At 67.7% G+C, this 19366-nt stretch carries 19 protein-coding genes and 1 pseudogene; 4 read left to right on the top strand and 16 right to left on the bottom strand.

Features of this window, described 5'->3' with window-relative positions; translation table 11 throughout:
* Positions 1-34: 34 nt before the first annotated feature.
* The 3 genes and pseudogenes from dnaG to dusB all read right to left on the bottom strand — a co-directional run bounded on the left by dnaG (position 35) and on the right by dusB (position 4436).
* Positions 35-1900: a DNA primase gene (dnaG, locus tag ACZZZQ_RS15415; RefSeq protein WP_463507873.1), complete on the bottom strand. Its 1866-nt coding sequence runs from the start codon at positions 1898-1900 to the stop codon at positions 35-37.
* Positions 1900-3292 (bottom strand): annotated as a pseudogene (locus ACZZZQ_RS15410) (deoxyguanosinetriphosphate triphosphohydrolase). Before ACZZZQ_RS15410 ends, dnaG begins: the two are co-directional and overlap by 1 nt.
* Positions 3282-4436 carry a tRNA dihydrouridine synthase DusB gene (dusB, locus tag ACZZZQ_RS15405; protein ID WP_053096491.1) on the bottom strand — a complete coding sequence of 385 codons (1155 nt, stop codon included), beginning with the start codon at positions 4434-4436 and terminating at the stop codon, positions 3282-3284. Before dusB ends, ACZZZQ_RS15410 begins: the two are co-directional and overlap by 11 nt.
* Positions 4437-4495: 59 nt before the next feature.
* Between dusB and ACZZZQ_RS15400 the strand changes: the two genes are divergently transcribed.
* A complete protein-coding gene (locus ACZZZQ_RS15400) occupies positions 4496-4990 on the top strand; it encodes a glutathione peroxidase (RefSeq protein WP_053096494.1) in 495 nt (164 codons plus the stop codon).
* Here ACZZZQ_RS15400 and ACZZZQ_RS15395 read toward each other — a convergent pair.
* Positions 4987-5685 carry a DsbA family oxidoreductase gene (locus tag ACZZZQ_RS15395; protein ID WP_056278893.1) on the bottom strand — a complete coding sequence of 233 codons (699 nt, stop codon included), beginning with the start codon at positions 5683-5685 and terminating at the stop codon, positions 4987-4989. The genes ACZZZQ_RS15400 and ACZZZQ_RS15395 overlap by 4 nt on opposite strands.
* A 53-nt stretch (positions 5686-5738) precedes the next feature.
* Between ACZZZQ_RS15395 and ACZZZQ_RS15390 the strand changes: the two genes are divergently transcribed.
* A complete protein-coding gene (locus tag ACZZZQ_RS15390) occupies positions 5739-6350 on the top strand; it encodes a P-loop NTPase family protein (RefSeq protein ID WP_463507872.1) in 612 nt (203 codons plus the stop codon).
* Here ACZZZQ_RS15390 and ACZZZQ_RS15385 read toward each other — a convergent pair.
* Complete coding sequence (locus ACZZZQ_RS15385; protein ID WP_230100744.1) at positions 6290-7093, bottom strand: isoprenyl transferase; 804 nt, start codon at positions 7091-7093, stop codon at positions 6290-6292. The two genes, ACZZZQ_RS15390 and ACZZZQ_RS15385, sit on opposite strands and share 61 nt — an antisense overlap.
* The gene (gene recO / locus ACZZZQ_RS15380; RefSeq protein WP_053096502.1) at positions 7090-7836 is read right to left on the bottom strand and encodes a DNA repair protein RecO; all 747 of its coding nucleotides are present in this window, start codon (positions 7834-7836) and stop codon (positions 7090-7092) included. The genes ACZZZQ_RS15385 and recO overlap by 4 nt, the downstream gene beginning before the upstream one ends.
* 34 nt (positions 7837-7870) lie before the next feature.
* Here recO and ACZZZQ_RS15375 point away from each other — a divergent pair, with 34 nt between their 5' ends.
* Positions 7871-8566 carry a trimeric intracellular cation channel family protein gene (locus ACZZZQ_RS15375; protein ID WP_053096504.1) on the top strand — a complete coding sequence of 232 codons (696 nt, stop codon included), beginning with the start codon at positions 7871-7873 and terminating at the stop codon, positions 8564-8566.
* 69 nt (positions 8567-8635) lie between these two features.
* Here ACZZZQ_RS15375 and leuA read toward each other — a convergent pair whose 3' ends face one another.
* Positions 8636-10390, bottom strand: coding sequence for a 2-isopropylmalate synthase (gene leuA, locus ACZZZQ_RS15370; protein WP_053096506.1), 1755 nt, complete (start codon positions 10388-10390; stop codon positions 8636-8638).
* Positions 10391-10586: 196 nt separating this feature from the next.
* Between leuA and ACZZZQ_RS15365 the strand changes: the two genes are divergently transcribed.
* Entirely contained in the window at positions 10587-11225 is a 639-nt protein-coding gene (locus ACZZZQ_RS15365) for a hypothetical protein (protein ID WP_463507871.1), read from the top strand.
* Here ACZZZQ_RS15365 and ACZZZQ_RS15360 read toward each other — a convergent pair.
* The 9 genes from ACZZZQ_RS15360 to hrcA form a co-directional block, all read right to left on the bottom strand.
* Positions 11222-12172: a quinone oxidoreductase family protein gene (locus tag ACZZZQ_RS15360; protein ID WP_463507870.1), complete on the bottom strand. Its 951-nt coding sequence runs from the start codon at positions 12170-12172 to the stop codon at positions 11222-11224. The two genes, ACZZZQ_RS15365 and ACZZZQ_RS15360, sit on opposite strands and share 4 nt — an antisense overlap.
* A gap of 80 nt (positions 12173-12252) precedes the next feature.
* On the bottom strand, positions 12253-13149 hold the full coding sequence (gene era / locus ACZZZQ_RS15355) for a GTPase Era (RefSeq protein ID WP_053096511.1): 897 nt from the start codon (positions 13147-13149) through the stop codon (positions 12253-12255).
* A complete protein-coding gene (locus ACZZZQ_RS15350) occupies positions 13142-14437 on the bottom strand; it encodes a hemolysin family protein (RefSeq protein WP_053096513.1) in 1296 nt (431 codons plus the stop codon). The genes era and ACZZZQ_RS15350 overlap by 8 nt, the downstream gene beginning before the upstream one ends.
* Positions 14434-14892: an rRNA maturation RNase YbeY gene (ybeY, locus tag ACZZZQ_RS15345; protein WP_053096515.1), complete on the bottom strand. Its 459-nt coding sequence runs from the start codon at positions 14890-14892 to the stop codon at positions 14434-14436. Before ybeY ends, ACZZZQ_RS15350 begins: the two co-directional genes overlap by 4 nt.
* A gap of 16 nt (positions 14893-14908) precedes the next feature.
* Positions 14909-15934: a PhoH family protein gene (locus ACZZZQ_RS15340; RefSeq protein ID WP_230100781.1), complete on the bottom strand. Its 1026-nt coding sequence runs from the start codon at positions 15932-15934 to the stop codon at positions 14909-14911.
* A gap of 61 nt (positions 15935-15995) precedes the next feature.
* Positions 15996-16343, bottom strand: coding sequence for an HIT domain-containing protein (locus tag ACZZZQ_RS15335; RefSeq protein ID WP_053096519.1), 348 nt, complete (start codon positions 16341-16343; stop codon positions 15996-15998).
* Between the two features lie 44 nt (positions 16344-16387).
* Positions 16388-17116 (bottom strand): 16S rRNA (uracil(1498)-N(3))-methyltransferase, encoded by a 729-nt coding sequence (locus ACZZZQ_RS15330; RefSeq protein ID WP_463507869.1) that lies wholly within the window; start codon positions 17114-17116, stop codon positions 16388-16390.
* Positions 17117-17130: 14 nt separating this feature from the next.
* Positions 17131-18246 carry a molecular chaperone DnaJ gene (gene dnaJ, locus ACZZZQ_RS15325; RefSeq protein WP_053096522.1) on the bottom strand — a complete coding sequence of 372 codons (1116 nt, stop codon included), beginning with the start codon at positions 18244-18246 and terminating at the stop codon, positions 17131-17133.
* Positions 18247-18285: 39 nt separating this feature from the next.
* A complete protein-coding gene (gene hrcA / locus ACZZZQ_RS15320; RefSeq protein WP_053096524.1) occupies positions 18286-19317 on the bottom strand; it encodes a heat-inducible transcriptional repressor HrcA in 1032 nt (343 codons plus the stop codon).
* Positions 19318-19366: the final 49 nt, after the last annotated feature.

The raw sequence follows: 19366 nt of genomic DNA, 5'->3' as shown, positions 1-19366 counted from the left end.
CTCCATCCTGCCTTGCCGCGCCTGACAGCCGGCGTTACGACTCGGCGAACCGCTGACGCTCGACGTCGATGTCGCGAAGACGCATACGCAGGGCGCGCCCGCCGTCCGAGTCCGCGGGAACCCGCTGCACGGCACCGAGGAGCTCCTGCTTCTCGTGCTCGAGGATGCGCATGATGAGCCGCTTGGCGAGATCGGTCGTCGAGGCGACGGCGCCGTCTTCGTTGCGAGCCGGGAACGGCGTCATCAGCAGCTCGCCCGCGAGCGATCGGTAGGGTTCGCGCACCGAGTTCACGGCATCCGTCACCCAACCGGCGCGGGTGCGGTCAGCCGCGGCCGCGACGGCCTCGCGCACGGCGTCGAGCCCCGGGGTGCGGAACGGAGCACTGAGGGCGCGGGTGAGCAGCGCCTGATCGATCTGGTGACCGTACTGCAGGGCGCCCATCAGCGCGTCGCGTTCGACCGCGACATCCGCGGTTCGCGGCAGGCTCGCAAGAGTGACCGGAGCCATGCCCGGCGCCCCGGTGGCGGAGTCGATCGCGGTCTCGTGCCTGGCCGCCTCGTGCCGCGCGGACTGCGCTCCGCCACGTGCGGCACGTTCGACCTCGTTGCGCACCTCGGTGGGGTCCATGCCCAGCCTTCGCGCGAGCACCCGCTCGTATCCGGGTCGCAGCAGACGATCGCGAATCTCCGCCACGATCGGCGCTGCCGCGCGCAGCGCGCCCACCCGGCCCTCGACCGTCGAGAGGTCGAAGCCGCTGAGCTTCCTGTCGATCGCGAACTCGAACATCGGCTGCTTGGTCTCCATGAGGGAGCGCACGGCGGCATCACCGCGCTGCAGCCTGAGGTCGCACGGGTCGAGGCCGTCGGGCGCCACCGCCACGAACGTCTGCGCGTTGAAGCGATCGTCCTCGGTGAAGGCGCGAAGCGCGGCCTTCTGACCTGCCTCGTCGCCGTCGAAGGTGAAGACCACCTCGCCGGAGGCGTTGTCGTCGCCCATCACCCGGCGGAGCACCTTGATGTGATCGGTTCCGAACGCGGTGCCGCACGTCGCGATCGCGGTCGTGAGGCCGGCGAGGTGACACGCCATGACGTCGGTGTATCCCTCGACCACCACGACCCGGCGGGGATCGCCCCGCGAGATGTCGCGCTTGGCGAGATCGAGGCCGTACAGGACCTGGGCCTTCTTGTAGATCGGCGTCTCAGGCGTGTTCAGGTACTTCGGCCCCTGGTCGTCGTCGAAGAGCTTGCGCGCACCGAACCCGATCGTCTGACCGGAGACGTCGCGGATCGGCCAGACGAGGCGGCCACGGAAGCGGTCGTAGACGCCGCGCTGACCTGTCGACACCAGACCGGCAGCACTCAGTTCCTCGCGCGTGAACCCCTGAGCCGTGAGGGCTTTCAACATCTTGTCCCACCCGCGCGGCGCGAAGCCCACGCCGAAGTGCGCGGCAGCACCGGCGTCGAAGCCGCGCTCCCCGAGGAACCGGCGTCCCGCCTCCGCATCGGCGGTGAGCAACTGGCCGCGGAAGTACTCGGCGGCAGCGGTGTTGGCCGCATAGAGACGACTGCGTCCGCTCGTCTCCGGTGCCGACCCGCCGTCTTCATAGTGCAGCGCGTAGCCGAGGCGGCCGGCCAGTCGCTCTACGGCCTCGGTGAAGCTGACGTGGTCCATCTCGCGCAGGAACGAGTAGACGTCACCCGATTCACCGCATCCGAAGCAGTGGTAGTAGCCGACCTGGGGCCGCACGTGGAAGCTGGGGCTCTTCTCGTCATGGAACGGGCACAAGCCCTTCAGCGAGCCGACTCCGGCGGACTTGAGTGCGACGCGCTCCCCGACGATGTCGGCGATGTTCGTGCGGGCCTTGACCTCGTCGACGTCGGCCTGGCGGATGCGGGGCATCAGCCGACCCCTTCGATGACCGCCTGACGCGGCGTGTGCTGACGAGCACCCGGTCGCGCATGTCTCGGAGTCCAGATCCCGACCTCTGCAGGGTCGATCTCGCCGACGAGCCTGTTGTGCCAGTCGATCGCGCTCTGATCGGTGAGGCTCGCGATCTGATCGACGATCACGCGGGCGCGTTCGGCGTCGCTCGTCGCCGCGAGGAAGTCCGCCGAGAAGGCGGGCTCGAGCACGTCCGCGCCGGCAGACCACAGCGCGTCGGTCGACCAGAGGGCATCGGCCAGACGCTTCAGCACCCGCCGCTGCTCTTTGTACACGCCCTTGCGGGCATCGATCGTGACGATCGCCTGGCCCATGATGCCCTTGAGCACGGCGATCTCAGCCTCGATCACCCGCGGCACCACGACGTGAGCGTTGTAGCGCACGAGAGCGGGGCCGGAGTATGCCTCACGCGTCGCCGAGACGGCTGCTCTCGCGAAGCGGCCGATGAAGTCGCTCGTCAGGTTCTTGAGCCGGGCGAGGTCATGCCGCGATCGGTCGAAGGACTGCAGCCACATCGGCTGGGAGGCGAGTCGATACAGGGCATCGGCGAGGTCGTCGCGGGTGAAGTCGTACCCGACCCACTGCTGGATGCGGTCGATGAGCGCCTCATGCTGACGCGGATCGGACAGCTGCGCGACATCGACGTAGCCGTTGACGATCGCATCCTCGAAGTCGTGCACCGAATAGGCGATGTCATCGGACAGATCCATGATCTCCGCCTCGATGCAGCGTCGGCGTCCGGGGATTCCCTCGCGCAGCCACCGGAAGACCGCCTCGTCCTCGGGATACACGCCGAACTTGAGTCGACCTCCCGGGTCGGGCACGGGGCTGTCGGCGGTCCAGGGGTACTTGCAGGTCGCGTCGAGGCTGGCTCGCGTCAGGTTGAGTCCGACAGAGCGCCCGTCGTCGTCGATCGCCTTGGCCTCGAGACGGCTCAGGATGCGCAGCGACTGCGCATTGCCTTCGAACCCGCCGATCGGCTCGGCCCACTCGTTGAGCGCACGCTCGCCGTTGTGCCCGAAGGGGGTGTCCGAGATCGTGACTGAGGCACGCGGTGTCGACCACATCGGCCGAGACTCCGAGTGCGGTGGCGAGTTCGCGTCCGACCTGGGCGACCTCGAGCGAGTGGGTCAGACGATTGCGGGCGAAATCGGCTGTGCTGGCCGGGCTGAGCACCTGGGTCTTCGCGGCCAGTCGACGCAGAGCCGCCGAGTGCAGCACACGCGCACGGTCGCGGGCGAAGTCGTCTCGTTCGGATCGATGGGTCTCGGCGAAGAATCGCTCGGCATCGCGCGGGTCGTATCCGTCCGAGCGTCCGCGAGCCAGGTATGCCTGAGGATCAGCCGCCACTGTTCTCGATCTCCGCCCCTCGCATCATCTCTGAGGCCGACGCCGCGAGTTCCCGCGACTCCAGCCACTTGTCCGGCAGCGCCGGGCGTTTCGGGCGACCGGACCGACCGCGCTGTCCTTCGGCATCGGCGCCGGGGTACGGCGCCGAATGATCGAGCTGGCCGAGCAGCTCGTCGATCTCGGCGAGGCTGGATGCTGTCGCGAGCCCCGTCCGGATGTCGCCGCCGACCGGATAGCCCTTGAAGTACCACGCGACATGCTTGCGGACATCGCGGCATCCGCGGTCCTCATCCTCGAAGAACTCGACCAGCAGCTCGGCGTGGCGACGGAAGGCATCGGCCACGAACCCGAGGGTCGCGTCGACCGGATGCGATTCCGCGCCGAAGGCCGCCGCGAGCTCGCCGAAGAGCCAGGGACGACCGAGGCATCCACGTCCGACGACGACTCCGTCGCAGTCGGTCTGCTGCATCATGCGCACGGCGTCGTCGGCCGACCAGATGTCGCCGTTGCCGAGCACGGGGACGCTGGTGACGGCCTGCTTGAGCTCGCCGATCGCGTTCCAGTCCGCGAAGCCGGAGTAGAACTCGCTCGCCGTCCGCGCATGCAGCGCGATGGCCGAGACACCGGCGTCTTCGGCAGCGCGCCCGGCGTCGAGGAACGTGAGGTGGTCGGGATCGATGCCCTTGCGCATCTTGATGGTCAGGGGGACGTCGCCCGCCGCCTTGACCGCCTGGGTGACGATCTGCGAGAAGAGAGAGCTCTTCCACGGCAGCGCCGCTCCCCCGCCCTTGCGCGTGACCTTGGGGACCGGGCATCCGAAGTTCAGGTCGATGTGGTCGGCGTGGTCTTCGGCGACGATGATGCGGACGGCCTCGGAGATCGTGTGCGGGTCGACGCCGTAGAGCTGGATCGACCGCGGAGTCTCGGACTCGTGGTGGCGGATGAGTCGCATCGTGGTCTCGTTGCGCTCGACCAGCGCGCGCGAGGTGATCATCTCGCTCACGTAGAGCCCCGCACCGTATTCGCGGCACAGCCTGCGGAACGCGGTGTTCGTGATACCCGCCATGGGTGCGAGGACGACCGGCACGTCGAGGGCGATCGGACCGATGTTGAGGGTGCGAGCTGAGGCGGTGGCGAGAGTCATGTCCCCTCCATTCTCCCAGACACGGAGCCGGTCTCGGCGCATCGACCTAAGCTGTGAATATGACCGATCCCGCAGTCCGTTCCATCCCCTTCACAGACGCCGACGGCAACGAGAAGACACTCGATGATCTGGGTGCCGATGTCGTCCTCGTGGTGAACGTCGCCTCGAAGTGCGGCCTCACTCCGCAGTACGAGCAGCTCGAGGAGCTGCAGCGCCTGTACGGCGACCGCGGGTTCAGCGTCGTCGGGTTCCCCTGCAACCAGTTCTTCGGGCAGGAGCCGGGATCGGTCGATCAGATCCTCGAGTTCTGCTCGACCACGTACGGTGTGACCTTCCCGATCAACGACAAGGTGAAGGTCAACGGCAAGAACGCCACCGATCTCTACAAGACGCTCAAGGAGACCCCGGATGCCGGCGGCAAGGCGGGTCGCGTCGAGTGGAACTTCGAGAAGTTCCTGGTGCTTCCCGACGGAGAGGTCGTCCGCTTCCGCCCGAAGCAGAAGCCGAACGACCCCGAGATCGTCGGCGCGATCGAAGCCGCGCTGACCCGCTAGACCGCGGCCGTCTCGGCTTCGGCTTCCGGCTCGGTCTCACCGCGCTTGGCCCAGAGGTCACGCAGGACGTTCTCGAACGCTGCGGGCGGCTGCGCTCCGCTGATGCCGTACTGACCGTCGATCACGAAGAACGGCACGCCCTGGATCCCATAGGCCTGGGCCTGCGCCTGGTCCTGGCGGACGTCGGCGAGGTGACGAGCGGACACCAGTGCTTCTCTCGTGTCATCCGGGTTGAGTCCGACCTCGACCGCGAGTTCGACCAGGTCGTCGATACGGCCGACGTGCTTGCCCTCGGTGAAGTACGCGGACATCAGCCGCTCCTCCATCGCGTGCTGCACACCCTGTGCCTTCGCGAAGTGAAGGAGCTCGTGCGCCTTCACGGTGTTGGTGTGCTGGAGGAGGTCGAAGCGGTACGCGAGCCCGGCGTTCTCGGCGACTCCGGTGACGTGCGACAGCATCTGCTCGACCTGGTCGCGCGGCATCCCCTTGTGACCGGCGAGGAAGTCGATCTCATCCCCGTCGAAGTCGACCGGGGTGTCGGGCGAGAGCTCGAACGAATGGAAGGTGATGTTCACCTGCGGCGCGTCGTCGTCGCCGGAGACGGCTTCGAGACCCTTCTCGAGGTTGCGCTTGCCGATGTAGCACCACGGGCAGGCGATGTCGGACCAGATGTCGATCGAGATGGCTTCACTCACATTGACATCCAACCGCATGCACCTATGGGCTATTCCGTCGTTAGGATTCTCAGATGCTCTCCGCCGACGATCCGCTGCCGCTTCGGCCGGAGAGAGTGCTGATCGCCGGTGTCACAGGATCGGGCAAGACGACGCTCGCACGACGCATCGCCGACCTCTGGGATCTGCGTCACGTCGAGATCGACGGACTCTTCCACGGTGAGAACTGGACTCCACGGCCGTCCTTCCTCGACGACGTCCGCGCCTTCGCTGCGGAGGACCGCTGGGTCACCGAGTGGCAGTACACGAGCAAGGGAACCGATGAGATCCTCGCTCCTCGTGCGAAGGTCGTGATCTGGCTGGACTACCCGTATCGCGTGGTCCGGGCACGTCTGCTGCGGCGCACGCTCGGGCGCAGCATCCTGCGCACCCGCATGTGGAACGGCAACGTCGAGAAGCCGATCTGGCGGATGTTCTCGGGAGATCCCGAGGAGAACATCATCGCCTGGCAGACGCTAACGCTGCACAAGTGGACCGAGCGGATGCCCGGCGTCGTGAGCGAGCAGTCCCATCTTCTCATCGTCCGGCTGCGCCACCCGCGAGAGACGGAACGATGGCTGCGGGCTCAGGCGGAAGCGTCAGGGGTGTCGATCGCCCCGCCGAAACGACGATCGCGGGACAGGTAGACCCCGATCGCGCGCCAGAGCTCCTCGCGAGAGAAATCGGGCCAGAGCGTGTCGAGGAACACCATCTCGGCATACGCCGCCTGCCAGAGCAGGAAGTTCGAGGTGCGCTGCTCGCCGGAGCTGCGCAGGAACAGGTCGACGTCGGGCATGTCCGGCACGTAGAGGTTGCGACGGATCATCTTCTCGGTGATCGCGTTCGGTTTCACCCGTCCCGCCGCGACATCGGCGGCGATCGCGCGCATCGCGTCGACCAACTCGATACGCCCGCCGTAGTTCACGCACATGGTGAGGGTGAGCACGTCATTGCTCTTCGTGAGCTGCTCCGCGTACTGCAGCTCTTTGATCACGCTGCCCCACAGCCGGGGCTTGCGTCCAGCCCATCGCACGCGCACGCCCCACTCGTTGAGCTGATCACGTCGACGGTGCAGCACGTCGCGGTTGTACCCCATGAGAAAGCGCACCTCCTCGGGAGACCGGGCCCAGTTCTCAGTCGAGAACGCGTAGACGGAGAGATGCTTGACCCCTGCCTGGATCGCACCGGCGACGACGTCGAGGAGCACCTCCTCCCCCGCCTTGTGCCCCTCGACGCGGTTCAGTCCGCGGCGGTTCGCCCAGCGGCCGTTGCCGTCCATGACGATGGCGACATGCTCGGGCACCGCTCGGAACGCCGGCGGGTGGACGCCCGTCCAGTCGAGCGGACGATAGGCGACGGCATCCTTGTGGGTGTAAGGCTTGGGGCTCACCGTGCTCCTTCTCGAGGGATGTCGGCCACGAGGTGGGCCAGCGAGCGGATGCCGCGCTCCAGGTGCCACTGCGCATAGGCAGCGACGAGGCCCGATGCCGCGGCGTTGTCCGCGTGAGGCGCGGCATCGATCGCCTCCCACTCTCCGGTCATGAGGGATCGCAGCAGCGACAGGGTCTTCTCTGCCACCTTCGGACTTCCGGCCGGCGCGCAGTTCACGCATACGGCGCCTCCGAGCTGACCGACGAAGTGCGCGTGCGGGCCGGGGGCGGCGCATCGTGCGCAGTCGCCGAGAGACGGCGCCCATCCCGACAGCGCCATCACGCGCAGAAGGTAGGAGTCGAGGATGCTCCTGGGGGAATGCTCGCCCCGCGAGAGCGCACGCAGCCCGCCCACCAGCAGCAGGTACTGCTCGGGCGTCGCCTCGGAGTCGCTCAGCCGATCGGCGGTCTCGACCATCGCGTTCGCCGATGTGAACCGGTCGTAGTGGGCCGCGATGTCGGAACCGTAGGAGCCGAGCGACTCCGCCTGCTGCACGATGTCGAGCGAGCGTCCCTGATACAGCTGCACGTCGGCCACCATGAACGGTTCGAGGCGCGACCCGAACTTCGACGACGTGCGCCGGACGCCCTTGGCCACCGCACGGATCTTGCCGTGCTGACGCGACAGCATGGTGACGATGCGATCCGCCTCACCCAGCTTGTGGGTGCGCAGGATCACTGCTTCGTCTCGGTAGGTGGGCACCGTTCGATTATCCTCCGTGCGGGAGAATAGAGGCGTGACCGAACCGCTCTTCACCATTCCGCTCTGGGCGGACCTCCTCGGCGTCGGCCTCGGCGGCGTTCAGGGCGCGATGTTCGCGTCGGGGTTCCAGGGGCAGCGACGACTCGACTGGCTCGGCGTCGCGATCATCGGCATCATGATCGGCATGGGCGGCGGTCTCATCCGCGACATCCTGCTCGGTCAGACTCCGGCCACGCTGCAGAGCAACTGGTACCTGCTCACGGCCACCGGCGCCTCGCTGCTCGGGATGCTGCTCGCGGGACTCTTCAACCGTCTCAACACCGTCATCGTGGTGCTCGACGCCGTGGTGATCGGCATGTTCGGCGCGTTCGGCACGAGCAAGGCGATCGCCTTCGGCATCCCTCCCGTTCCCGCGGTGTTCATCGGCGTCTGCGCAGCGGTCGGCGGCGGCGTGCTGCGCGACATGCTGATGGGCCTGCCGACCTCGATCATGCATGTCGGCTCGCTCTACGCCGTCGCCGCCGGTGCCGGCTGCGTCTTCATCGCCACCGCGAACGGACTCGGGATGTCGATCACGCTCGCCGCCGTGCTCGGCATCGTCGTCACCGCGGTGATCCGAGTGCTCGCCGTGAGCTTCGACGTCTCGCTTCCGGAGCAACGTCGCCTGTATCGCCGCAAGGTCGCCGCAGAGACCGGAGTGATCCAGGTCGTCAAGCCGAGCCCTGAGTGACCGATCCTCGGCACGGGGCAGACGTAACGCCCCCGCGGTCGATGACCGCGGGGGCGTTCTCGTCGACCGTCAGACCGCTGCCAGCTCCAGCTGGCGCGTGCGGATCGAGCGGTTGACGCCCGAGACGATCGCCTTGAGGGATGCCGTCGAGATGTCTCCGTCGATGCCGACGCCCCACAGGCGCTGATCGCCGACCTGCAGCTCGACGTACGCCGCAGCCTGCGCGTCGCCACCTGCACTGAGTGCGTGCTCGACGTAGTCGTAGAGAGTGATGTCGAAGCCCTGACCGCGCAGCACCTCGATGAACGCGGCGATCGGTCCGTTGCCGTTACCGGCGACGGACACCTGCTGATCGTCGTCGCGCAGTGTCACGTCGAGCACCACGTCACCCGACATGTCGCTGCGGGTCTGCGTCGAGAGCAGCTCGAACCGCCCCCACTTGGCCTCGGTGTCAGTGGCGGGCAGGTACTCGTCGTTGAAGATCGACCAGATCTGCTCGCTCGTGACCTCGCCGCCCTCGGCGTCGGTCTTGTTCTGGACGACGCCCGAGAACTCGATCTGCAGCTTGCGCGGCAGGTCGATCGCGTGGTCCGCCTTGAGCAGATAGGCGACGCCGCCCTTGCCGGACTGCGAGTTCACACGGATCACGGCCTCATAGGAGCGTCCGAGATCCTTCGGGTCGACCGGCAGGTAGGGGACGGCCCATTCGATGTCGTCGACCGTGACGCCCTCAGCCTCGGCACGGGCAGCCATCGCCTCGAAGCCCTTCTTGATCGCATCCTGGTGCGACCCGCTGAACGCGGTGAAGACCAGGTCGCCCGCCCACGGCGACCGCTCGGGCACCGGCAGCTGGTTGCAGTACTCGACGGTGCGCTTGACCTGGTCGATGTCGCTGAAGTCGATCTGCGGATCGATGCCCTGCGTGAAGAGGTTGATGCCCAGCGCCACGATGTCGACGTTTCCGGTGCGCTCGCCGTTGCCGAACAGGCAGCCCTCGATGCGGTCGGCCCCGGCCATGTAGCCGAGCTCGGCCGCCGCGATCGCCGTGCCACGGTCGTTGTGCGGGTGCAGCGACAGGATCACGTTCTCGCGGTGCGCCAGGTTGCGGCTCATCCACTCGATCGAGTCGGCGTAGACGTTCGGCGAGGCCATCTCGACGGTCGCCGGCAGGTTGACGATGACCTTGCGGTCGGGGGTGGGCTCGAAGACCTCGATCACCTGGTTGCAGACGTCGACGGCGAACTCGAGCTCGGTTCCCGTGTAGCTCTCGGGCGAGTACTCGTAGTAGACCTTCGTGTCGGGGATGGTCTTCTCGTACTGACGGCAGAGCCGAGCACCCTCGAGCGCGATGTCGATGATGCCCTGCTTGTCAGTGCGGAACACGACCTCGCGCTGCAGCACGCTGGTCGAGTTGTAGAGGTGCACGATCGCCTGTTTGGCCCCGGAGATCGACTCGTACGTGCGGGCGATCAGATGCTCGCGCGCCTGGGTCAGCACCTGGATGGTGACGTCATCCGGGATCAGGTTCTCTTCGATGAGCTGACGGACGAAGTCGAAATCGGTCTGGCTCGCCGAGGGGAATCCGACCTCGATCTCCTTGTATCCCATGCTGACGAGGAGTTCGAACATGACGCGCTTGCGCTCGGGCGACATCGGGTCGATGAGCGCCTGATTGCCGTCGCGGAGGTCGACTGCGCACCAACGGGGCGCCTCGGTGATGCGGGCGTCCGGCCAGGTGCGGTCGGGCAGGTTGACCGTGATCTGCTCGTGGTACGGCCGATACTTGTGGATCGGCATCGCAGACGGGCGCTGAGTGTTCTGCATGATGGGGCTTCTTCTCTTCGTCAGAATTGTGAACGGGCCAACACAAGCGCCGCGACGAGGAAGGCCCTAGCTTTAGGACTCGTCGCGGCAGCTAAGAAGAAGCAGACCGCCGAAAGGCATGCGGCCATGGTAGCAGGGATGCCGATCCGCTCCGAGCCGCCGTGAGACGATCACCCGTCACGAGACACTGTCAGGCATGAGCACATCGCGCAGCCGCATGCTTCTCGCCGCCGTCGTCGTCATCGGGATGTGCGGCCTCGCCGCCTGCTCGTCCGGTCCCGGCGGTGCATCCGCGCCGACGAGTTCGGCCTCACCGACCTGGGATGCCGCGAGCGTCCCACCGCCGGAAGGACGGGTGATCGGCACCGGCACGGTGCTCGATGTGGACGGTGAGCCTCGGCTCTGCCTCGGAATCGTCGCCGAGTCGTATCCACCGCAGTGCTCGGGCCTTCCCCTCGACGGCTGGACCTGGGACGGGGTAGACGGGAGCGAATCCAGCGGCGACACCACGTGGGGAACCTACGCGGTGTACGGAACCTTCGACGGCGAGCGATACGCGGTCACCGATCCTCCGATCATGCTCGCCCTGTACGACCCTGTCCGACCGGAGGATCCCACGGGCGGTGTCCCAGGCGCGAGCTCCGAGGCTGAGCTGGCGCAGGTGTCCGACGAGCTGTCGAATGCCGTGGGACGCGATGCACTCACCCTGTGGACCGAACGCGGCTATGTCTGGATGCAGGTCGTGTGGGACGACGGGTCGGTGCAGAACGCGATGGATGCGGCGTACGGAGATGGGGTCGTGGTCGTGACCTCGGCGCTGCGCGAGATCGATTAGGACGACGGGATCAGAGCGAGCTTTCCGCCGGGGTGCCCTTCGGCGAGCAGAGCGAGTGCCGCCGGAGCCTCCTCCAGGGCGAACGTCCGCGCCACGGGAACGATCAGATCTCCGTTCTGAGCGAGAGCGATCAGTTCCCCGCGCACCTCGTCCCGGAATCGGGCGCTGACGGGCATCGAACCGGCGATCACCCGGATGCCGTCGGAGGCGGCCCTGCCCATCGCTGCGATCGTGACGATGCGCTGGCGGTCTGCGACCAGCTCGAGGGACACGTCCACGGCCTCGTCCGTGCCCACCGCGTCGAGGGCTACCGAGACGCCCGCCTCGCCCGCGGCCCCCCGGACCCGATCCGCCAGGCCGGCCCCGTATCGCACGGGGACTCCCCCGAGACGACGGACGACGTCGAACCGCTCGGCGCTCGCGGTGCCGATCACTCGGATCCCCCGCAGCGCGGCCTGCTGCAGCACGCTCACTCCCACCGCTCCGGACGCGCCGTGCAGGAGGATCGTCTCCCCCGGTGCCGCGCCGGTCACCCAGAGCATCTCAGCGGCCGTGGTGCCGGCGAGCAGCAGATTCGCGGCTTCCGCGTGCGTGAGTGTGGTCGGCTTCGCGAAGGCCTTCTCGGCAGGCACGGTCAGCTCGGTCGCGTATCCCCCGCGCACGCGGAAGGCGACGACCTCGTCCCCTTCTTTCGCCTCCCCCGAGCCGATCCGCGTGTCGGGTCCGATCGCGCTGATCGTGCCCGAGACCTCGTAGCCGATCGGCACAGGCAGCTGCACGCCCTGGTGAGCAGACGCGACGTGCTTGGCGTCCGCGGGATTCACCCCGGCGGCCTGCACGCGGATCGTCACCTCACCGCGGCCGGGAGACGGCACCTCGTAGTCGACGAACTCCCATGCCTCAGGCGCGCCCCACGACGATGCGATCCAGTGCTGTGCGAGTGTCATATCGCGACCCTACCCCTGCGGGAGAGTCCTGCGGCCGTGCCGCTGGAGCGCCGGATCCTCGCCGCCTCTCGTGTCGAGGGTCAGAAGCCGAGGCGGCCGAGCTGCTTCGGGTCGCGCTGCCATTCCTTCGCGACCTTCACATGGAGGCCCAGGAACACCCTCGTGCCGAGAAGCTCTTCGATCCCGACACGGGCCCGGCGTCCGACATCGGCCAGACGCTTGCCCTTGTGGCCGATGATGATCGCCTTCTGGCTGTCACGCTCCACCACGATGGATGCGTGCACATCGGTCAGGTCGGTTCCCTCACGCGGGGCGATGTCGTCGATCACGACCGCGATCGAGTGGGGAAGCTCGTCGCGGACCCCGTCGAGCGCGGCCTCGCGGATCATCTCGGCGATCCGGTCCTCCTCCGACTCGTCGGTCGTGACACCCTCGCCGTACAGAGCCGGCCCCTCGGGCATCAGTGCGAGCACCTCGTCGGCGAGCACCTCCAGCTGGTCGTTCGTGAGCGCGGAGATCGGGATCACCGCGTCCCAGTCCTCGCGCAGCGCGTCGACCTCCATCAGTCGCTCGGTGATCTGGTCGCGACTGGCCGCGTCCGTCTTCGTGACGATGGCGATCTTCTTGGCACGACGGTATCCGTCGAGGGACGTCGCGATGCGGCGGTCGCCGGGCCCGACCTTCTCGGTCGCCGGCACGCAGAAGCCGATCACGTCGACGTCGCCGAGCACCTGTTCGACGAGGTCGTTCAGGCGCTCGCCGAGGAGCGTACGGGGCTTGTGGATGCCGGGGGTGTCGACGATGACGAGCTGCCCCTGCGGACGGTTCACGATCCCGCGGATCGCCCGCCGCGTCGTCTGCGGCTTCTCACTGGTGATCGCGATCTTCTCGCCCACCAGCGCATTCGTGAGAGTGGACTTCCCGACGTTCGGTCGTCCCACGAAGGTCACGAACCCGCTCCGCGTCTGCTCAGTCATCGTTTCCGTCTCTCTCATCTGCGGCATGACCCGCGTCGTCTGCCGCTCGTTCCACGAAGACGGTCGCGATCCCGCGCCCTCGTCCTCGAGACGCGCCGCCGGTGAGGGTCAATCCCTCGACCGTCGCTGTGGATCCCGGTTGCGGGACCTGTCCGAGTGCCTTGCCCAGCAGACCGCCGATGGAATCGACGTCCTCGTCCTCGAGCTCGAGGCCGAACAGATCGCCGACGTCCTCCAGCGAGAGTCGGGAGCTCACGCGATAGCGTCCGTCGCCGAGTTCGACGACCTCTGCCGATACCTGATCGTACTCGTCGGAGATCTCGCCCACGAGTTCCTCGATGAGGTCCTCCAGGGTCACGAGCCCCGAGATGCCGCCGTGCTCGTCGATCACGAGGCACACGTGCACGGCATCCCGCTTCATCTGCTGCAGGAGGGTCTCGGCGCGCATGGACTCCGGCACGAAGGTCGCGGGTCGCGAGATCGGACGGATGGATGCGGTTCGCCAGGCGTTCTCGTCGCGGAAGGCGAACAGCACCAGGTCCTTCAGATAGAGCACTCCGACCACGTCATCGGCGTCGTCGTCGACCACAGGCATTCGGGAGACGCCCCGCTGCAGGAACAGCGTCATCGCCTCGCTCGTGGTCGCCGTCGCATCGACCGTCACCATCTCGGTGCGCGGCACCATCACCGCACGCACGAACTGGTCGGTGAAGTCGAACACGGAGTGGATGAGGTCGCGGTCGTCAGCCTCGATCAGATCGTTCGAGGCGGCCTCGTCGACCATGCTCAGCAGCTGCTCCTCGGACGTGAACGAGCTGCGTCCCCGCCCGGGGGTCACCCGGTTGCCGAGCACCACGAGTCCGTGAGCGAGTGGCCCCAGGATGATGCGCAGCCCGCGGACGATGCGTGCGTTGGCCCGGAGCATGCCCTCGGCGTGGTGCCGCCCGAAGGATCGAGGGCTCGCCCCCACCAGCACGAAGCTGATACCCGTCATGAGCAGCGCTGCGGCCAGCATCGCCCACCAGATGTTGTCGAACAGGATGCTGAACGCCACCGTGACGAGCACCGCGGCCGCCGTCTCGGCGAGCACGCGGATGAATGCGACGGCGTTGACGTGTGCGTCAGGGTCGGCGGCGATGCGCACCAGCTGGGGGCCGTTGCGCCCCTCCGCGCCCATCTCCTCGATGTCCGACCGGGACGTGACGCCGAAGGCGGCGTCGATCGCCGCCATCAGGCCGCCGAAGGCGACGAGCAGGACAGCGCCTGCGAGCAGGAGGGCCGCGGTCATCGTCGACGTTCAGCCGCGGCGAAGCCCTGGATGAGCTCCTTCTGCAGTCCGAACATCTCGCGCTCCTCGTCGGGCTCGGCGTGATCGAAGCCGAGGAGGTGCAGCAGACCGTGGGTGGTGAGCAGGATCAGCTCGTCCATCAGGGTGTGGCCGGCGGCCTGGGCCTGAGCCTCGGCGACCTGAGGACACAGCACGATGTCTCCCAGCAGCCCCGGGGCCGTGGGGCGATCCTCGGTGCCCGGGCGCAGCTCGTCCATCGGGAAGCTGAGCACGTCGGTCGGACCGGGCTCATCCATCCACTGCACGTGGAGGGCCTCCATGGCAGCCTCGTCGACGAGCACGATCGCGACCTCGGCGTCCGGGCTGACATGCATCTGCGCGAGGTTGAAGTCGGTCAGGCGCTGCAGCACGGTCTCGTCGACGTCGATGGCCGACTCGTTGTTGATCTCGATCATGGCTGTGCTCGTTTCATCAGGAGAGGCCTCGTTTCGGCATCCGGTCTCGGGGTCCTGGTCGCTGTGCGCCCCGCCGGTCGGCACGGTTGGCGAACTCCGCCGCCTGCTCGCGCTCGTAGCGCTGGGCGGTGCGCCGCTCGTCATACTCGCTGTAGGCGTCGACGATCCGTCCGACCAGCGAGTGACGCACCACGTCGTCGCTCGTGAGCCGCGCGAAATGGATGTCGTCGATGCCGTCGAGCACGCGGGTGACGAGCCGGAGTCCCGAGGATCCCTGCGGGAGATCGACCTGGGTGATGTCACCGGTGACGACCATCTTCGACCCGAAGCCGAGACGCGTGAGGAACATCTTCATCTGCTCGGGAGTCGTGTTCTGCGCTTCGTCGAGCACCACGAACGAGTCGTTGAGCGTGCGGCCGCGCATGTAGGCGAGAGGGGCGACCTCGATCGTGCCCGTCGCCATCAGACGAGGGACGATCTCGGGGTCCATCATCTCGTTCAGCGCGTCATAGAGCGGGCGGAGGTACGGGTCGATCTTGTCGGTGAGCGTGCCCGGCAGGAATCCGAGCCGCTCTCCGGCCTCGACCGCGGGGCGGGTGAGGATGATGCGGGTGACCTCTTTGCGCTGCAGGGCCTGGACGGCCTTGGCCATCGCGAGGTAGGTCTTTCCGGTACCGGCCGGGCCGATGCCGAAGACGATCGTGTTCTCCTCGATCGCGTCGACGTACTCCTTCTGCCCCAGCGTCTTGGGACGGATGACCTTGCCCCTGGTCGACAGGATCGCCTCTCCGAGCACCTCGCTCGGGCGAGGGCCGCCGTCGTTGCGCAGCAGGCGGGCCGAGCTCGTCACGTCGCTCGGGGCGAGGTCGTGGCCTGCCTTGGTCATGGTCATCAGCTCGTCGACCAGGGTCTTCGCCTTCGCGACTGCCTCCGGCGCGCCGGTGAGCGTGATCTCGTTGCCGCGCACGAGCACCTGGACGTCGCGGTGCTCCTTCTCGAGCATCCGGAGCAGTCGATCCTGCGGACCGAGGAGCTGCACCATGGCGACGCCGTCGGCGTAGATCTTCTCGACGGCGGTGTCGGATGCGGTCAGGTCGTTTTCGTCAGAAGCCAACGAGCTTGCTCTCCTCGATGTTGCCGAGCACATGGGCGTGCACGTGGAAGACGGACTGGGCGGCGCTGGCGCCGTTGTTGAAGATGAGGCGGTATTCGCCGTTCGCATGCTCGGAGGCGAGCTGCTTCGCAGCCGCGACGATCTCCGCGAGCAGACCGGGGTCGCCCTCGGCGAGCTCCGTGACGTCGCGGTAGTCCTCGGTCTTGGGGATCACGAGCGCGTGCAGCGGTGCCTGCGGGTTGATGTCCCGGATCGCGAACACGCGGCCGGTGTCGAGCAGGATCTCACCCGGGATGTCGCCGTTGAGGATGCGCGTGAAGATCGAGGGCTCGGACATGCTCCCAGTCTACTGACCGCAGCACTGCCGGGTCCGTAGCCTGATCACCAGCGGCTGAGTGCGACCGACAGCACGGCGATCGCAGCCGGGCCCGCCGTGGACGTGCGCAGCACGGTGTCTCCGAGCAGCACACGCTCGGCGCCGGCGTCCGACAGCTTCAAGAGCTCGTCGTCGGAGATACCGCCCTCGGGCCCGACGACGAGGACGATGTCCCTGCCGTCCGGCTCGAGCTCGGACAACCGCACGGGGGCGGTCGGGTCGAGAAGCAGCACCCGCTGAGATGCGGCGCGTCTCGCGAGGTCGGCGGTCGACGCCGGAGGCGCCACCTCCGGGACCCACGCCCGGTGAGCCTGCTTCGCCGCCTCGCGGACGATCGTCGCCCACCGCTCGCGCCCCTTGACGGCCTTGGGACCATCCCATCGGGATACGCTTCGACTCGCCTGCCACGGCACGATCTCATCGACGCCGAGCTCGCATGCCGCCTGCACGGCGAGCTCGTCGCGATCGCCCTTCGCGAGAGCCTGCACGAGCACGATGCGAGGGCTGGGCGCGGGGTCGACCGATCGCTCGGCCACGCGCACGTCGACGCGGGACGGAGACACCTCTTCGGCGACGCCGGTCAGCCACACCCCCGAGCCGTCGCCGACCGTCACCGCCTCGCCGACGCGGAGCCGTCGGACGACGGCGGCGTGCTTCGCCTCGGCGCCGGTGAGCGACACGAGGTCTCCGACCGCGGCATCCGAGGAGTTCTCGACGAGGAAGTGGAGTGCCATGAGCGCCGTCCGGATCAGTGCGAACGGAAGCGGTCGCGGAGCTTCGAGAACAGCCCCTGCTGGAACTGCGCCAGCTGCGGGCCCGGTGCCTTGGTCTTCTTCGCGAAGTCCTCGATGAGCGCGCGCTGCGCGGAGTCGAGCCGGGTCGGAGTGACCACCTGCACGCCGACGCGGAGGTCGCCGCGCTGGTTGCCCCGCAGCGGCGTGATGCCGCGGCCCTTGATCGTCAGCACGTCGCCGGACTGGACGCCCGAGCGGATCTCGAGATCGACCTCGCCGTCGAGACCCTGGATCGTGGTCTCGGTGCCGAGGATCGCATCCGGCATCGACACCTCCAGCGTCGCCAGCAGGTCGTCGCCGTCGCGGCTGAAAGACGGGTGCGGGTTCACGGTGACCTCGACGTACAGGTCGCCGTTCGGGCCACCCGCCTTGCCGACCTCGCCAGAGCCCGGCAGCTGCAGGCGCAGCCCGGTCTCGACGCCGGCGGGGATGTCGAGCGAGACGGTGCGACGCGAGCGCACCCGCCCCTGGCCGCCGCAGGTGCCGCACGGATACGGGATCGTCGTGCCGTAGCCCTCGCAGGTGCCGCAGGGCTGAGAGGTCACGACGTTGCCGAGCAGGCTCCGCACCTGACGCTGAACGTGTCCGGAGCCGCCGCAGATGTCACAGGTGACGGGCGACGTGCCCTCCTGGCAGCACGAGCCGTTGCACGTCTCGCACAGCACGGCCGTGTCGACCTCGATGTCGCGGTGCGCACCGAAGACGACGTCGCCGAGATCGAGGGTCACCCGGACGAGGGCGTCCTGTCCCCGTTCGCGGCGTGACCGCGGACGCGCGCCCCTGCCACCGCCTTGGCCCGCGCCGAAGAAGGTCTCGAAGATGTCCCCGAAGCCGCCGAAGCCCTGGAAGTTGCCAGCGGCGCCGTCTCCGCCGCCCATGTCGTAGCGGCGACGGGAATCGTCGTCGCTCAGGACGTCGTATGCATGCGTGACGAGCTTGAACTGCTCGGCCGCGTCTTCACCCGGATTCACATCGGGGTGGAGCTGACGAGCGAGGCGTCGGTACGCCTTCTTGATCTCGTCGGTGGAGGCGTCACGAGAGACGCCGAGTACCTCGTAGTGGTCTGCCACAATGGCCCTTCTGCGTGTGCTGTTCTCTGGGCGGCCGCGTCAGCGGGCCGCCTCGTCTTCGTCGAGCATCCGAGACAGATAGCGGGCCACGGCCCGCGCCGCCGCGAGATTGCTCGGATAGTCCATGCGCGTCGGCCCCATCACGCCGACTCGCGCTGTGCCGCTGGGGGCGGCGTAGTTGCTGGCCACGATCGATGCCTCGCCGAGGCCGAAGGACGCGTTCTCGGTGCCGATGCTGGCGGCGAGACCGTGGGAGTCCGCCTCCATCTCGCTCATCAGCCGCAGCAGCGTCACCTGCTCCTCGATCGCCTCGAGCAGAGGGTGGATGCTGCCGCGGAAGTCCTGCTCGCGTCGAGCCAGAGTCGCTGCTCCGGCCATCACCAGGCGCTCCTGACGGAAGGCGCCGAGCTCGTCGATGACGATCGTCGCGAGAGCGCGCAGTACGACGTCATGACTGTGTGCGTCGTCCGCGAGAAGCGCCTGCAGCCGCTCAGCGGCGTCGCTCACCGCCCGGCCCGTGATCAGGGCGGAGAGACGAGCACGCAGCAGCGCCATGTCGGCGTCGTCGACGTCGACGGGCAGCGGGGCGATGCGCTGCGAGACGCCGCCCGCGTCGGTGACGAGCACGATGAGCAGACGATTCGGCGCCAGCGCCACGAGTTCGAGATGCGTGAGATGCGCGCGCGCGAATGACGGGTACTGCGCCAGCGCGACCTGCCCCGTGAGCTGCGTCAGCACTCGGACCGTGCGCACCATCAGGTCGTCGAGGTCGGAGGGAGCGGTGAGGAAGGACTCGATGGCCGTGCGCTGCGCGACCGACAGTGGCCGCAGCTGGGCGAGATGATCCACGAACACGCGGTAGCCCTTGTCGGTGGGAACGCGACCGGAGGAGGTGTGCGGGGCGGCGATCAGCTCTTCGTCTTCGAGCAGTGCCATGTCGTTGCGGATCGTCGCCGCGGACACGCCGAAGGAGTATCGGTCGACGATCGATCGGCTGCCGACGGGTTCATGGGTCTCGACGTAGTCCTGCACGATCGCGCGGAGAACCTGGAGGCCTCTTTCGCTGACCATCGCAACTCCCTCCCTCTTGGCACTCACTGGCTACGAGTGCCAATTCTAC

It is taken from the genome of Microbacterium sp. AC132 (genome assembly GCF_979258525.1).
Note: the sequence above shows the minus strand (reverse complement) of the source record. Positions and strands in the feature narration are given on the sequence as shown.

Coding starts and splice junctions, on each gene's coding strand:
- dnaG (WP_463507873.1), bottom strand. CDS start 1,900: ATGCCCCGCATCCGCCAGGCCGACGTCGACGAGGTCAAGGCCCGCACG.
- dusB (WP_053096491.1), bottom strand. CDS start 4,436: ATGACTCTCGCCACCGCCTCAGCTCGCACCCTCAACATCGGTCCGATC.
- ACZZZQ_RS15400 (WP_053096494.1), top strand. CDS start 4,496: ATGACCGATCCCGCAGTCCGTTCCATCCCCTTCACAGACGCCGACGGC.
- ACZZZQ_RS15390 (WP_463507872.1), top strand. CDS start 5,739: ATGCTCTCCGCCGACGATCCGCTGCCGCTTCGGCCGGAGAGAGTGCTG.
- leuA (WP_053096506.1), bottom strand. CDS start 10,390: ATGCAGAACACTCAGCGCCCGTCTGCGATGCCGATCCACAAGTATCGG.
- ACZZZQ_RS15365 (WP_463507871.1), top strand. CDS start 10,587: ATGAGCACATCGCGCAGCCGCATGCTTCTCGCCGCCGTCGTCGTCATC.
- ACZZZQ_RS15360 (WP_463507870.1), bottom strand. CDS start 12,172: ATGACACTCGCACAGCACTGGATCGCATCGTCGTGGGGCGCGCCTGAG.
- era (WP_053096511.1), bottom strand. CDS start 13,149: ATGACTGAGCAGACGCGGAGCGGGTTCGTGACCTTCGTGGGACGACCG.
- ACZZZQ_RS15350 (WP_053096513.1), bottom strand. CDS start 14,437: ATGACCGCGGCCCTCCTGCTCGCAGGCGCTGTCCTGCTCGTCGCCTTC.
- ybeY (WP_053096515.1), bottom strand. CDS start 14,892: ATGATCGAGATCAACAACGAGTCGGCCATCGACGTCGACGAGACCGTG.
- ACZZZQ_RS15340 (WP_230100781.1), bottom strand. CDS start 15,934: ATGGTGCAGCTCCTCGGTCCGCAGGATCGACTGCTCCGGATGCTCGAG.
- ACZZZQ_RS15335 (WP_053096519.1), bottom strand. CDS start 16,343: ATGTCCGAGCCCTCGATCTTCACGCGCATCCTCAACGGCGACATCCCG.
- ACZZZQ_RS15330 (WP_463507869.1), bottom strand. CDS start 17,116: ATGGCACTCCACTTCCTCGTCGAGAACTCCTCGGATGCCGCGGTCGGA.
- hrcA (WP_053096524.1), bottom strand. CDS start 19,317: ATGGTCAGCGAAAGAGGCCTCCAGGTTCTCCGCGCGATCGTGCAGGAC.